Origin of the sequence: Variovorax sp. OV329, assembly GCF_900114785.1 — a bacterium.
Classification (GTDB): domain Bacteria; phylum Pseudomonadota; class Gammaproteobacteria; order Burkholderiales; family Burkholderiaceae_C; genus Variovorax.
The window spans coordinates 1-12,959 of the sequence record NZ_FOUG01000013.1 but is presented as its reverse complement, the minus strand read 5'-3'; the positions used below and the strand labels follow the sequence as shown (position 1 = coordinate 12,959).

The 12,959-nt window shown below is 63.9% G+C and carries 14 protein-coding genes; 9 read left to right on the top strand and 5 right to left on the bottom strand.

The genetic code is table 11. The features are described 5' to 3' along the window. Positions 1 to 58: 58 nt before the first annotated feature. From BM345_RS20200 to BM345_RS30605, 4 genes are all read left to right on the top strand, one after another. Positions 59 to 496: a divalent metal cation transporter gene (locus BM345_RS20200; RefSeq protein WP_139237569.1), complete on the top strand. Its 438-nt coding sequence runs from the start codon at positions 59 to 61 to the stop codon at positions 494 to 496. A gap of 152 nt (positions 497 to 648) precedes the next feature. After that, complete coding sequence (locus tag BM345_RS30215) at positions 649 to 825, top strand: hypothetical protein (RefSeq protein ID WP_175545088.1); 177 nt, start codon at positions 649 to 651, stop codon at positions 823 to 825. Beyond that, positions 822 to 1,010: a hypothetical protein gene (locus tag BM345_RS20195; RefSeq protein ID WP_093382723.1), complete on the top strand. Its 189-nt coding sequence runs from the start codon at positions 822 to 824 to the stop codon at positions 1,008 to 1,010. The genes BM345_RS30215 and BM345_RS20195 overlap by 4 nt, the downstream gene beginning before the upstream one ends. Before the next feature lie 272 nt (positions 1,011 to 1,282). Further along, positions 1,283 to 1,789: an OB-fold nucleic acid binding domain-containing protein gene (locus BM345_RS30605; protein ID WP_368086491.1), complete on the top strand. Its 507-nt coding sequence runs from the start codon at positions 1,283 to 1,285 to the stop codon at positions 1,787 to 1,789. 127 nt (positions 1,790 to 1,916) lie between these two features. Here BM345_RS30605 and BM345_RS20190 read toward each other — a convergent pair whose 3' ends face one another. Further along, on the bottom strand, positions 1,917 to 3,248 hold the full coding sequence (locus BM345_RS20190) for a vanadium-dependent haloperoxidase (RefSeq protein ID WP_093382720.1): 1,332 nt from the start codon (positions 3,246 to 3,248) through the stop codon (positions 1,917 to 1,919). A gap of 205 nt (positions 3,249 to 3,453) precedes the next feature. Here BM345_RS20190 and BM345_RS20185 point away from each other — a divergent pair, with 205 nt between their 5' ends. The 4 genes from BM345_RS20185 (at position 3,454) to BM345_RS20170 (ending at position 8,061) form a co-directional block, all read left to right on the top strand. Further along, the gene (locus tag BM345_RS20185) at positions 3,454 to 5,175 is read left to right on the top strand and encodes a winged helix-turn-helix domain-containing tetratricopeptide repeat protein (protein WP_093382716.1); all 1,722 of its coding nucleotides are present in this window, start codon (positions 3,454 to 3,456) and stop codon (positions 5,173 to 5,175) included. 446 nt (positions 5,176 to 5,621) lie between these two features. Next, the gene (locus BM345_RS20180) at positions 5,622 to 5,981 is read left to right on the top strand and encodes a hypothetical protein (RefSeq protein WP_093382712.1); all 360 of its coding nucleotides are present in this window, start codon (positions 5,622 to 5,624) and stop codon (positions 5,979 to 5,981) included. A 203-nt stretch (positions 5,982 to 6,184) separates the two neighbouring features. Then, positions 6,185 to 7,015, top strand: coding sequence for a class I SAM-dependent methyltransferase (locus BM345_RS20175; RefSeq protein ID WP_093382709.1), 831 nt, complete (start codon positions 6,185 to 6,187; stop codon positions 7,013 to 7,015). A 359-nt stretch (positions 7,016 to 7,374) separates the two neighbouring features. Continuing rightward, entirely contained in the window at positions 7,375 to 8,061 is a 687-nt protein-coding gene (locus tag BM345_RS20170; protein WP_217654011.1) for an HpcH/HpaI aldolase family protein, read from the top strand. Between the two features lie 263 nt (positions 8,062 to 8,324). Here BM345_RS20170 and BM345_RS20165 read toward each other — a convergent pair whose 3' ends face one another. Further along, a complete protein-coding gene (locus BM345_RS20165) occupies positions 8,325 to 10,229 on the bottom strand; it encodes a putative Ig domain-containing protein (RefSeq protein ID WP_175545087.1) in 1,905 nt (634 codons plus the stop codon). 376 nt (positions 10,230 to 10,605) lie between these two features. Between BM345_RS20165 and BM345_RS20160 the strand changes: the two genes are divergently transcribed. Next, a complete protein-coding gene (locus BM345_RS20160; RefSeq protein WP_175545086.1) occupies positions 10,606 to 10,926 on the top strand; it encodes a hypothetical protein in 321 nt (106 codons plus the stop codon). A 1-nt stretch (position 10,927) separates the two neighbouring features. Here the strand turns inward: BM345_RS20160 and BM345_RS20155 are convergent, their stop codons facing one another. The 3 genes from BM345_RS20155 to BM345_RS20145 form a co-directional block, all read right to left on the bottom strand. Then, positions 10,928 to 11,320, bottom strand: coding sequence for a hypothetical protein (locus tag BM345_RS20155; protein WP_175545085.1), 393 nt, complete (start codon positions 11,318 to 11,320; stop codon positions 10,928 to 10,930). Positions 11,321 to 11,880: 560 nt separating this feature from the next. Further along, positions 11,881 to 12,810 carry a hydroxymethylglutaryl-CoA lyase gene (locus tag BM345_RS20150; RefSeq protein ID WP_093382697.1) on the bottom strand — a complete coding sequence of 310 codons (930 nt, stop codon included), beginning with the start codon at positions 12,808 to 12,810 and terminating at the stop codon, positions 11,881 to 11,883. A 26-nt stretch (positions 12,811 to 12,836) separates the two neighbouring features. Next, on the bottom strand, positions 12,837 to 12,959 hold a 123-nt coding region (locus tag BM345_RS20145; RefSeq protein ID WP_139237568.1), incomplete at its 5' end, for an acyl-CoA carboxylase biotin carboxyl carrier protein subunit.

Below are 12,959 nucleotides of genomic sequence, written 5' to 3'. Positions count from 1 at the left end.
GGTTCTCTTCCTAGACTCGTGCGCCTACTACGGTGCACCGGAAGGCGCGGGGGTGGGCGTGTTGAGTGCGCAGGCAGGCCGCCTCGGCGCCGATCACAGAACCCGTTCTCCTCAAGGCACCCTGCCTGTGGCCGGCGAAGCGGCTTTCGCGCTTTTTGCCCTCGGGCTCATCGGAACAGAGCTGCTCCCGCTTCCGGTCCTCGCCGGTTCGGCCGCCTATGTCGGCGCTGAACTTTGCGGCGCGCGCTGCGGGTTCCAAATACCCCTGCGCAAAGCCTTCTTCTATGGCGTCATGGCAGGCGACATGCTGATCGGGATCGGCATCAGGCTTGTCGGTATCGACCCGATGAAGGCGCTCATCTGGGCAGCGGTCTTCAATTCCCTCAGTGCCCATCATGGCGGCGGTGATGCTCGCTTCGAGCAGCCCGCGCTGATGGGCTCCATCGTGCTACCCAGAGATGGAAGTTGCTGGACTGGCTCGCCGCGCTCGCCATAGCAGCAGCATGCGCCGTCTAGGGTTGGACCAGCCTCCACTAGTACCAAAACGTAAACGGTGCAATTCGCTCACTCGAAGAGCCAGCGTCCTACTCAGGGGCCTTGGTTCGCAATCCCATACTCGTCTTTCGCACTCCCCAAAAGGAGAACACCATGACGGCCATTACGATTTGGACTTACGCACTCATGGCGTCGCTGGCGGGCGCCTTTTCATTGTTCTTCGCGGCACTACCCAACCTGGACACCTTGGCCAAGGTAGCGTCGATCGCGATCTGGTGCTTTGCAATCATGATTGCCGTGAATCAGCTGGCATTGCAGTCACCCTCGTGAACACCCTCTTCATGGGGGTGGTGGGTGCGGTGTCGGTCGCTGCAGCCATCGCTTTCGGGTGGGGCGGGTTTGGATTGGCCTTGGAAATCGTGCGCAAGTGGCATCACGAGGGCAACAAAGCTGCCCCCAAGCATGCCGACGCCTCGGAGCCGATTTCACAAGAAATACAGCGCGGTCGGACCTGATCCGGCTTGAAATCAGGGCGCCCCCGAAGAGTCGCCCTCGCCCTGCTTTGGCTGCAAACGGGGCCCGCACAAAAGGCGTAGTTGGCCGCTGCTTCGCACCTAGCGCGGCCGCGAGGGAAACGAGTGGGGGCCGAGTCGAGCCCGGGGTTCGCCGACGTGTGGGCCGTTGAGGAGGCGTCCGCGCTGCGAAGAGCCTCTCGGGCCACCGGCGCCAGCAGGTCTGGCAAGCCTCGGCGCTTCGGCGCCCACCTACCCTGCTGCGCGACGCACCGGTGGACGAGGACTTCCTCGAACTCGCCCCTGCGCTGCAAGGCGAAGAGGTGGTGCACGACTTCGAAACCGTAGGCCTGACCTTGCGCACCCACCCCATTGCGCCTGCGCCCCGCCCTCGACCGGCGCCGGCTGCTCAAGGCCAGCGACTTGGAGCGAGTGAAGGACGGCCAGGTAGTGCGCTATGCCGGCATCGTGACCTGCGCCAGCAGCCCGAGACAGCCAAGGCAATCTTCATCAGCCTGGAGGACGAGACCGGCGTGGTCCAGGTCATCGTGTGGAAGTCACTGCGAGAACAGCAGCGCCCCGAGGTGCTGCGCTCGCGCCTCTTGGCCGTCCACGGCAAGTGGCAGCGCGAAGGCGATACGAAGAACCATCGCCTATCGGCTGGCCGACATGACGCCGCTATTGGGCCGGCTGGCGACCGTATCGCGCGATTTCCGCTGAGGGGCACGAACCCTAAACCTCAGCGGCGACATTGCCTCCAAGTAGGGTGGCGGCTACGCTGAAACGCCATCCGCTGCTGGACCCTTGGCGAGAGCATCCTCAAGTGGTGCAACGGCTTGGCGCCGGTGCTGGTCTGCTACGGGATCTGGCGCGTGACGCACGCCGGGGCGGCTGCTGCCGCCGCCCCTCTCAGCGGGCCTGGAAATTCCGCTCCAGGGTCCACTGCGCGACCTTGAGGCCCAGTTCCTCGCCGCGCATCAGCGAATTGCGAAAGTGCATGCCGCCGTAGATGCGCGCGCCGATAACCTCCGCGACCAGCGCATGCGTCGTGGCGAATGCATGCGTCGATCCCGTCACCGTGCTGTCGAAGGAAAACTCGACCTGGTCGGTCCGGTAGTAGGCCTTGAGCGTCTCGGCCATGGCCGCCGAGATGCAGGCATGGGCGGCGGGATACTCCGGATGATTCGGCGTCGGCAGCGCAGGTGTCCAGGCGGTATCGGCTGTGGTGGCCGGATTGCCGTCGCTGTCGGCCAGCGGGATAGCGCTCTGCGGGCGCCAGAATTCGTAGTAGTACTTCGACTCGAAGCAGGCGATGCCGGCGTCCGCCTCAACTACGAACAGCATCGCCAGCAGCCGCGCCTGGTCGACCAGCGCGCCGTCGGTCATTGCGAAGCGCCGCAGGTTGCGGGGCCAGAAGCGGTTTGGCGCTTCGGTGTGGAAGCGGGCGATCTCAAGTTGCTCTGGCGTCCGCGTGCCGCCGACCGCGCCACCCAGCAGCCGCGTCTCGTTGAAGTCGGCCGCATAGGTGGCGCCGTCGAGCGGCGGGGGCTCCGGGGTCCGGAATTGCGATGCGCTCTGCAACGCATAGGGCTTGATATAGGGACCGAAGCGATTGACCGGATTTACCCCGCGAAAGCGACCCGGGGCGGTGCCGGGCACGTAGGGCGTCAGCGCCACCGAGCGGCCGTCGTCTCCCCGCAGCGCCAGGATCGCTTGCGCCATCCGGTCGCCCACGACAATGCCCTGGATCTTCCCCGGCCCGTCCTCGATCGCCGCTAGCGAGCGCGCATAGGCATCCTGGTACTGGGCCGATCGGTTCGGAAACAGACCCTTGAGCACGCCGTAGGCGGCCGACGCGACAGCGGCCGGCTGGGAACCTTCCGAGTCGGCATCGAGCGTCGTCGAGATGCCGTAGATCTGATACTTGCCCGTGATCGCGGCCAGGGCGTTGTAGATGGCCAGGTGGACCGCCGCCAGATCGACGGCATCCGAAGGCCGCCGCTCGGCTGCGGTGCCGCTGGTGGCAGCCGGCACGTTGATGGTGTCGACCGCGATCTCGTTCCAGCTGCTCACCGGATTGGGCCCGGTGACCTGGACCTTGACAGGCGCCGGCGTAGTGGCCGCGGGCGCGAATCCGCCGCCCGCGCCGCCGTTGCTTCCGCCTCCGCCGCAACTCGAGAGCATGGCGGAGACGGCGACCAGCAAGCCCGGGAGAGCGCGCTTTGCACTTGGGTTTTTCATGGACTTCCTCCTCGAAATGGGTGATTGCAGCGAAACCCACGATAGGCCATGCTGGGTATGTTTCGCCACGAACACCCGCCGATGAAGTGACGATCAATGGCCGAGCAAGCGCCGCGCCGACGCTTTTCGGGCGTGAGAAAGAGGTGGAAAATTCGTCGCGCTCCCGGCGTCCTCCGAGCCGGGGCCCGCGAATGGAGGTGGTTACGTGAACGACGAGCCCTCGACGGTCCACGACCTGGCGGTGCCCCGCTCCGCATCGCCGCGGGCTCGGGTCGGGATTCCGGCAGCCGTTCGTTTTGCTGATTTCGAGTTCGACTTCGAGCGCGACCAACTGCGCCGCAATGGCCTGCCCATCCCCCTGAGCCCGAAGCCCGGGGCGCTGCTGCGCTACTTCCTGGCCAACCCGCAGCGGCTCATCCCCAAGGCGGAGCTCATGAGCAGCCTGTGGGCCGGCGTCGTCGTGACGGACGACTCGCTGGTGCAATGCGTCGGCGAACTGCGCAGCCGGCTCGGTGATCAGGGCTCCAAGCTGATCATCACTGCGCCGCGTCGAGGCTATGTCTTCGAGGCGGACGTGGGGCCTGCCGCCGTCATCGGTGCCCCCGACGCACCGCACGAGATCGACGCGCCCGTCGGCGCGAAGGCGTCGCCGTCGCGCCGCGGCAGGCAGGTGGTCGCGGCGACCCTCGCGCTGGCTGCCACCCTGACCGCCGGCGCCCTGCTGTACGCCGTATCGGCGCAGCCGCCGAACTTGGACGAGGAACTCGCCAGGCGCAACGCGATCGTGCTGCTGCCATTCAAGGATGTGGGAGAGCCGCCGGCGCCGGCCGTCGTCCGCAATGGGCTGGTAGACGAAATCGCGGCGCAGTTCTCCGAACGCCAAGGCGCACGCATCCTGCGCTCGGCCGATGACCAGGCCGCGCCGTACGCGATGAGCGGCCGCATCGCCACGCAGGGGAACGGCGTGGCGTTCGATGCGCAGCTGACCTCGACATCGGATGGAAAGATGATCTGGTCGGATCATTTCGAGAGCCCGGATGCGACCGATCCCCGGGTCAACTTCGACATCGCCCTGCGGGTGGTCAGCAGTGTCCGGGCGCGACAGCGCGAGATGCACCGGGCCAACGTAAGCCGACCGGGTTACCGCATGAACACTGGTGACCTCGTGCTCTCGGGGTGGGACGACATCGACGGGCGACAGACCGCCGAAGACGTCCGCCGGGGCAGGTCACGCTTCGAAGAGGCATTGCGCGTCGATCCGAGCTCGGTCATCGCGCTGACGGGTCTAGGGGCGGCATTAATGGCCGAGCGCTTCGGCAACTCCGGCGAGCCCACGCCCGCCGACCTCGCGGAGTCGGAGCGCGTGGCCGAGCGGGCGCTCGCCATCGACCCCAACAACTCCGTCTCGCTCATCAACTGGGGCAACGTGCAGCTGTTCCGTGGCCATCCTGATCTTGCCTTGCCGATGTACGAGCGCGCGGTGCAGCGCGCGCCGTCGAATCCCAACACGCACCTGCGCTATGCGAACGCGCTGATGCTGATGGGCCGGACGGCGGACATGCAGTCGAGCATCGACCAAGCCTTACGCATTGGCCATCGGGACCCGCGCATCGTGGCGGCCGCCTACTACACGGGCGCCCAAGCGGCCTTCGCACTGGGCGACGACACGCGTGCCTACGCGCTGGCGCGCCGCTCGCTGGCGGAGCGGCCGAACTACGGACCGGCCTACGGAATGCTGGCATCGATCGACGCCCTGCACGGCCGCACGGACGAAGCGGCAATGAACATGGCAGAACATCGCCGGCTGATGCCCTACAACACGATCGCCCGCCACATCACGAACAATCCCTCCGGCGCCGACAGCTACATGGCCAGCCGCAGCCGGATGTGCGAGGGTCTCCGCACAGCAGGGCTTCCGGAGCGATGAGCGTTAAGGCCCGCCCCTGAGGCGCGCGGGCTCCGACCCTGCACTACTACCAGCACGGCGGCTTCGGCACTGTGGGCATCAAGGAACCAGGGGTCCTGCGCCATGAAGTGGGCATGATCGACGCGGTGGCCTAAGCGGCACGAGTCATTGGTGTGTGAACTCTCCCACGACTAAACGCCTAGTCCCTCAAGTAAATTGGACACAGTGTCCACGCTCCGGAATTGCCGTGCTTTGCCGAGTGCTGTGATCAACTTGGTCAGGGTGGCGAGGCGCGGAATCAGGTGGTTGGTAGAGGCACGGCCCCGGTGATAGAAAGCAGCGAATCTGCCCTTCTCATTGGTTGCCGCCTGTCCTCTGTGATCTCCAGGACGCTAGGCCACCAGAGTTCAGCTGTCGGCCAGGAGCGGTCGGCCGACCACGCTTCTGAATTCGGCAAGAATGAATCAATGGCTGCCCCTGTCGTCGTGATCGTGTTGCTGCTGTGCTTCCTCGCTTTCCTTCTTTGGGATCGGAGGAGGCTGGGCAATGCGGAAGTTCAGCCCCTTTCGCGCGAACAGATGAAAAAGGGGTTTGCACCGAGCGCAGCGTTGGCTTGGCCTGTCTCGATGGGCATGGGGGTGGTCGGCGTCACGCTGGCCTACCTCGAGTGGCGCTCGCCCTCTCAGCGCCCCTACTCTGGTCGGTGGGCTTGGCTTCACGAACTGGTGTATCAGGCCTTCGGTCCCCATGGACTCGCCGGTTTCTTTGCAGCAGTTGGCGTGTTTTTGATTGGCTATGGGATCCTGCGTTGGCGGCGAGCTCAATGAGTACGCTTGGGCAGTGGATCGCTCGAATCAGCGCCTTTCGGCCATGAGCCGTCATAGAACGAACCTCGCCCACTCGGCCGCTTAGCGGACTTACCGCCACTGGTCGACCGTCGGCCACATTTGTTGCGAGCTCGCGCCACGAAGAAGAATCCGAGCCTCCAGGCATATCATCTCGTTCGATGGCGTGAACGAAGGAGCATTCGATGTCTCAGTCACCACAGTCGTTCGGCGAGTTTGAACATGCGGCGTGGGCCGACCCCACCCTCGCGGACAAGTATCACGAGCACCTATCCGCACTCACCAGGCAATCTATCGACGCGCTGTTGAATGCGGCGAAGGTCGGCCCCGCAGGGCGCGTCCTGGATGTCGCGACCGGCGCTGGCTACGTCGCCGACGAGGCTGTACGCCGGGGAGCGGATGCAACCGGCATCGATTTTTCCGGTGCCCAGGTAGAAATGGCGCGCCGGACGTATCCGCAAGTGCGCTTCGAAGTAGCCGACGCGCAAGCGCTTCCCTATCACGAAGGTAGCTTCGATTCGGTTGTCAATGCGTTTGGCATGTGCCATCTTCCGGACCCCGACCTTGCGCTGCGAGAAGCATTCCGCGTGCTCAAGGTTGGCGGCTGGATGGCCTTCACGGTGTGGGACGCGCCTGAACGCGCGGTCGGCTTTGGAGCGGTCTACGCGGCGATTCGGGCCCATGGTTCGTTGGACGTGGGATTGCCGGCAGGCCCGAACTTTTTCTTGTTCAGCGACGCTGAGCACAGCTTGAATGCGATGCTTCGCGCTGGATTTGTCAGCCCCTCATTCACGCAGGTGCCTCAAGCATGGCACATGGCCACGCCCGATAGTCTGTTCGACATGGTTGCAGAAGGTACAGCGCGCGCCGCGGCAACCCTGCGTGCGCAAGCGCCGGCGGCGCGAGAGGCTATCCGTGCGGCGTTAAGGGAGGCGGTCTCGAGATTCAGGGTTGGCGACCACTACGAAGTGCCGATGCCGGCCTCACTTGCCGCGGCGGTGAAGCCTGCCCCTTGACGCGCATCGATTGCCGCATCGAATTGGGAGAAGGCGTGCAAAGGCCAACTGCGGACACACCTTGGCTCCCTGCGTTTTTCCTTGAAGCTGCCGTTCGACACGGCCACGGGCAAGCATTTGGCGAAAATCTTTGAGTGAGGCAGGTTGCTGCTCGTGCTTGCCCAACCCTCTCTGAACTCAGACACTTGCGGACTGTTGCTAGCAACCTTGCCAGCCGTCCGCAATCGGATGAGGTTCAATGAGAGAGGGGTCCAGCCATGTCACATCCCGCTGCACATCAGGTTCCTCGCCTGAATCGCTTGCGCAACTTGTGGGCAGACGGAGGGTGTGCTTTTGGCGTTGTGGCCACGATTCCGTCAGTGCAGACCGTGCAGGTCTTGGCGCGCTCCGGCCTGGATTTCATGATCGTCGACATGGAGCATGGTCCAATCGATTTGCAGGCGGCGCACGGAATGATTGCCGCTTCGAGTGGGACGCCGCTTGTTCCTTTAGTGCGCGTCAGTGGCAAGGAAGCATGGCATGCCAAGGTTCCCCTGGACATTGGCGCAATGGGCGTTTGCTTCCCCATGACCAACTCCAGACAAGACGCCGAGAATGTCGTAAAGGCCACACGATACCCGCCACTTGGCGAGCGTCTTTGGGGTCCCTTCTATGCTCCGCTGGGGTGGGGAATTACCATGTCTGAGTATCTCTCCCGTGCCGATGAGGAGGTTTTAGCTGTCGCAGTCCTCGAAAGTATCGATGCGTTGGAGTCAGTCGCCGACATCGCGCGGACACCTGGGCTTGACCTCGTTTTCATTGGACCGCGCGACCTAGCCACCAGCATGGGGCTGCGTGGTCATCCAGAGCATCCTGACGTCCAAGCAGCAATTGCGAAGTTTGAGAAGGCCATTGAAGGCAGCACGGTAATTCTTGGTGGGGTCGCTACCAGCGCCGAACAGGGACTTGCCATGAGACACAGAGGCTATCGTGCGCTGGTAGTTGGCTTCGATTGGTCGCTGCTCCAACGAGGAGTTACTGCTGCGCTCGAAGGCATGCCGCGGTAGGAAATTGCAAACGGCCAGTGCGGCCGCTCGGACATTGCGGATGCGGGAGATCCCTGAGTGAGAGATCCACCGATAGGGAGTTTGCCCGCACGGACTCCCCTCAAGGCAGTCGTTCCGGCACGGGCATCTTGGGCGCTTTGCCGAGCAGCCCTGACCTTTGCTGCTCGCCCGTGTACCGATGCACGATGCCTCGAGGCGGCCTTAGCCGAACGCGACGCCGCCAGCACCACTTGGAGCCCTTCGCGCCAGCGTACGTAGGAACACTACGGCAAATGCAACTCCACCGTGGCCAAAGCGCTCAGGTCGTTCGAGCCTCCCGCCAGCAGCACGTTGCCATTCGACAAGAGCGTCGCGGTGTGGAAGTAGCGAGCGCCCAGCATCGCGCCGGTGGTGGTCCACTGCCCGGTGGCGGGGTCGAAGAGATCTGTCGAGGCCAGGGCACTGCCGGTGCTGCTGTAGCCCCCCGCAGCGAGCACATGGCCATCGGACAACAGGGTCGCAGTGCCGGCGGTGCGGCCGGCGCTCATGGGGCCTGTGACTGTCCAGGTGCCAGTGGCTGGGTCGTAGCGCTCCGCAGTGGCGAGAGAGCCGCCGCCGCCGGCGCCTCCGTTCCCCCCCGCGACGAGCACCTGGCCGTCCGGCAGCAGGGTGGCAGCATGGGTCAGGCGCGCAGCAGTCAGGGGTGCTGTCGGTGCCCACAGGCCGGTGGCGGGGTCGAACAGCTCTGCCGCAGAAATCGGGCTGCCGTTCGTTCCTCCGGCAACCAGCACCCGGCCATCCGTCAACGAGGTCGCGGTGAACACGCTGCGGGCGGTGTTCATGCTGCCGGTGGGCGTCCACTGGCCGGTTGCCGGATCGAACAACTCCGCTGAGAGCAGGAAGCTGCCGTTGGTGCCAGCGGCAACCAGCACCTTGCCATCGGGCAGCAGGGTCGCCGTGTGGCCGCTGCGGGCCGTGCTCATGGCACCCGTTGGCGACCATTGGCCGGTCGCCGGGTCGAAGAGTTCAGCCGACGAGCGAAAGACACCGAGAAGGTCTTCGCCTCCCGCGATGAGCACCCGGCCGTCCTGCAGCAGTGTCGCGGTATGGAAGAAGCGCGTCGCGCCCATCGATCCCGTTGCAGTCCACAGGCCCGTGCCGGGTGTGTACAGGGCCGCCGAAGCCAGCGTGCTCGCGTCGTCGTGCCCCCCGGCAACCAGCACCTTGCCGTTGGTCAGCAGCGTCGCGCTGTGGTTGGTGCGAGGGGTGCTCAACGCACCGGCCGGTGCTGCCGATCCCGCGGGCAGTACCGCAATGTTGACCGTCGCCGTCACGGCCCCCGCACCGTTGCTGCCCGTCACCGTGAAGTTGGCTGCAGCGCTCGGGCTCTGTGGCGTGCCCGAGATGACGCCGGTGGCGGCGTCGATGCTCAGCCCGGGCGGCAGCGTGGGCGCAACAACGAATGCGTCGATGGGGCCGCCGGTGCTGCTCGGCAGGTTGGGCATGATGGGCCGGCCTGTGGCGTACAAGGCGGTCGGCTCCTGGTAAGACAGCGAAGCGGGTGCCACGGGCGGCAGCTCGCGCACCTCGATCTGCAGTTGCGTGCTCGCGGAACCGCTGCTGTTGCTGGCGGTCACCCTGAAGCTGGCGGATGGCGCGAGGCGGACAGGCGTGCCGGAAATGACGCCGGAAGCCGTGTCCATCACCAGGCCGGCTGGCAACGCCGGCTGCACCGTGAAGCTGCTGACATCGCCACCTTCCACGAATGGATGGTTTGGCGAAATGGTCTGGCCGATGGTATAGATGGGGTTCTGGTTCTCGTAGCTCAGGTTCGCCGGAGGCTCCGCCTTCACCCTCACCGCGATCAGCAGACGGGTCGTGACGAATCCCGCGATGTTGATCCCGGTCACGGCATAGAGCGTGGGCGCGCTCACCGTCGTCGGCGTGCCGCTGATGACCCCGGTCGACGCGTCGATGCGAAGACCGTCCGGCAGTTGCGGACGCACGATGTAGCCGGTGATCCGGCCGCCGCTGCTGATGGGCGAATTCGGGTGGATCTCCCGGCCCAGTGCATAGACGACCGCATTGCGCTCGTAGTGCAGTCCCGCCGGGGGCGAGGTGACAGGCAGAAAGGGGCCATCCCCGCCACCGCCGCATGCACCCATGCAAAGCAGGACCAGGATGCTCAAGCACCATGCCAAGAGGCGCGAGGCGCCTCGCGAGGTTGTCGTCTCCATGCCGACCCCTTTGCTCGCTTCAAGGGGCCGACAGTATGCATTCGGGCGTTGGACCTGTCCACACGGTTTCTCGAAGGACGCAGGCCAACGCATCGGGAAGGCTTGTCGAGAACACGTGCGGCGTCCGCAAACACTGCACTGGGAGGACGCATCGCAGCAGGCGCCAGCAATAACGAGCTGGTACTTTCGTTCTGGACTCCCGATTCGGAACGCGCCTTCAAAACGCGCCTTCGACAATGGCTGCTTGTGGGCTGTTGTCGCGTGCTTTACGCTCCGGCTGGAACAACGACGTGGGCAACATTGCCGCAGATCCGATCGAGAGGGACGAATGCAGTACTGTTCTTTTTCCATCGTCGGTGCGTTTGCCATGACGCTGGCGGCGTGCAGCCAACCGACACCAGGCCCGTCGATCGGTGTCGGCAATCCTTATCCGGTGAGTAACTACGTCTGCGACGGGACGCGATTGGCCGTGCGCTTGAAGGGCGAAAGCGCCTCGGTCTCCGTTGACGGTGCGGCTGCCGTCGATCTCCCGGCGATCGGAGACTCTGGGACCAGGTTCTCTAACGGACGCCAAACGCTGAGCATCGACCAGGGCCGCATGTCGTGGGGAATGGGACGCGCCATGCCGGTTGCGTGCACCGGCGGCTGATTCATCGCAGGCGCTCGCTCTTCTGCTGAGGCGCTTTGCAGGTAGCGCCAATCTTGGAGCCCTCGAACTTTTCCACGACAAGGTGTTCACGCGCCGGACCCTCCATCGGCTTGCGCATCTCGAACCTTCCTTTGAGACTGACGAGGAGGGGCGCTTGCGGCTCCAACTTTGAATTCAGATAGGCCCTTTCCATAGCCGCATCGTCTTCTTCCATCGCGACTGGCCACCGCCTTCCTGATGCGCAATCAGTGAATACTGCGCAATCGGCGAAGTACACGAACTCCCCTCGCCACACCCTTGTACGTTCGCCAGCTTCAGTCCCGACGGAAAGTAAAGCGGCCAGAAATGCCGCGGCGACAGTGATAAGGTTTCGACGGAGTTCGAGCGTAGGCATCCTGTCCTCCGTCCCCGTGCGGAGCCAATCATCGCACTTGGCGAGCGACACATGTGTTGATATGGCCATCGATTCCTTGATTGCCCTGCGAGACTGGATGAAACCAGCCGTCCTGCAGCAGACCTGAGGCGCGACTAAGGAGGTTGATTCGGCGTGCACTGGTTCTGGCAGTTGGGCAGCGAATGCCGACGTCGAGGCTAGGACCGGTTGTTGGCGGAGTCCTGCCGTTCCCGCTGGGCTCCGAGGCGTCTGCAAAAGGCACAGTCCGGCCCCATCGCTACTTCGCCTCTCGGCCAGCAGCAGACCTTTGCCGGGCCGCTTTCGAATGTCAGCTTTCGCAGCGGCTAGCAGTCATTCTCTGTGGGGTCGAATGACTTCGCGCACTTCAGAGGAGCCATTCATCAATGAGCGGACGTGAAGCTCTAGCGTGGATTGGAATTCCGACTGCTCGGCAGTGTGAGCGTCGATTGCGGGCCGAATCGCAAACCAACCTCATTCGGCGAGCTGCGCTTCGTGAATTGCAGTGGACTGATCGTCATCTTGCGCCAAACCTCAGAACGCTATCGACAGACGCTCGCGCGCCTGTAGCGATTCGCGCGATGCACTCGTGAATTGGGCTCTCGACCTAGGGCGTGACTGATAAAAACACCTGCCTCAACTAACTTATTCAAGTCGATACCTGTCTCAATGCCCATGCCGTGCAGCATGTGGACCACTTCTTCAGTCGCAACGTTTCCGGTCGCCCCATTCGCATAGGGGCACCCACCTAAGCCAGCAACCGAGGTGTCATACTGCCACACGCCCAACTCCAGACTGGCCAGCGTGTTAGATAGGGCAAGCCCATGGGTATTGTGGAAATGCCCCGACACATCATCAATCCCAAAATGGGCCAGCGTTGCTTCCAGTGCGTGCTGTACTTTGCTCGGAGTTCCGACGCCGATGGTGTCTGCTACGCCAACGTGCTGCACACCGATTCCCTTCATGAGCTGGGCCAATCGGCCCACCGCGTCCGGTGAAACATCTCCCTCGTAGGGGCATCCAACGGTGCACGACATCGCGCCTCGCACGTAGATCCCCTTCTCCAGCGCCGTCATCACCACAGGCGCGAAGCGCTCGATGCTCTCGGCGATCGAGCAGTTGATGTTCTTTTGGCTGAAGGCCTCGCTGGCCGATCCGAACACAACTATCTCATCCGGCCACTCTTCTGCTGGGGCTGCTAGCGCTGCTTCCAGCCCTTTCATATTGGGTACCAGCGCTGAATAGCAAGTGTTCTTTTGACGGTGAATGCCCCGCATCACCCTTGCGTTGTCGGCCATCTGAGGAATCCATTTCGGACTCACAAAGCTGGTGACTTCAATTGCCTTCAAACCGGCAGCCTGCAGCCGATGCACGAGTTCGATCTTGACCTCGGTAGACACGTGCTCCTTTTCATTTTGGAGGCCGTCGCGCGGTCCCACTTCAACGATCTTGACTCGGGCGGGATAGGTCATTGCTGTGCGTTCCTAATTCGGCCGTACTAGGCCGCCAGCCGCAGCAGCGCCGAGCCCTCGGTCACCTGGTCGCCCGGCTGGAACAGCAGCTCTTCCACCGTGCCGTCGGCCGGCGCGGCGATGGTGTGCTCCATCTTCATCGCCTCCAT

What these genes read in the sequence shown, in the direction of transcription:
- BM345_RS30215 (WP_175545088.1), top strand. Translation starts at nt 649, where the DNA reads ATGACGGCCATTACGATTTGGACTTACGCACTCATGGCGTCGCTGGCG.
- BM345_RS20190 (WP_093382720.1), bottom strand. Translation starts at nt 3,248, where the DNA reads ATGAAAAACCCAAGTGCAAAGCGCGCTCTCCCGGGCTTGCTGGTCGCC.
- BM345_RS20180 (WP_093382712.1), top strand. Translation starts at nt 5,622, where the DNA reads ATGGCTGCCCCTGTCGTCGTGATCGTGTTGCTGCTGTGCTTCCTCGCT.
- BM345_RS20175 (WP_093382709.1), top strand. Translation starts at nt 6,185, where the DNA reads ATGTCTCAGTCACCACAGTCGTTCGGCGAGTTTGAACATGCGGCGTGG.
- BM345_RS20160 (WP_175545086.1), top strand. Translation starts at nt 10,606, where the DNA reads ATGCAGTACTGTTCTTTTTCCATCGTCGGTGCGTTTGCCATGACGCTG.
- BM345_RS20155 (WP_175545085.1), bottom strand. Translation starts at nt 11,320, where the DNA reads ATGCCTACGCTCGAACTCCGTCGAAACCTTATCACTGTCGCCGCGGCA.
- BM345_RS20150 (WP_093382697.1), bottom strand. Translation starts at nt 12,810, where the DNA reads ATGACCTATCCCGCCCGAGTCAAGATCGTTGAAGTGGGACCGCGCGAC.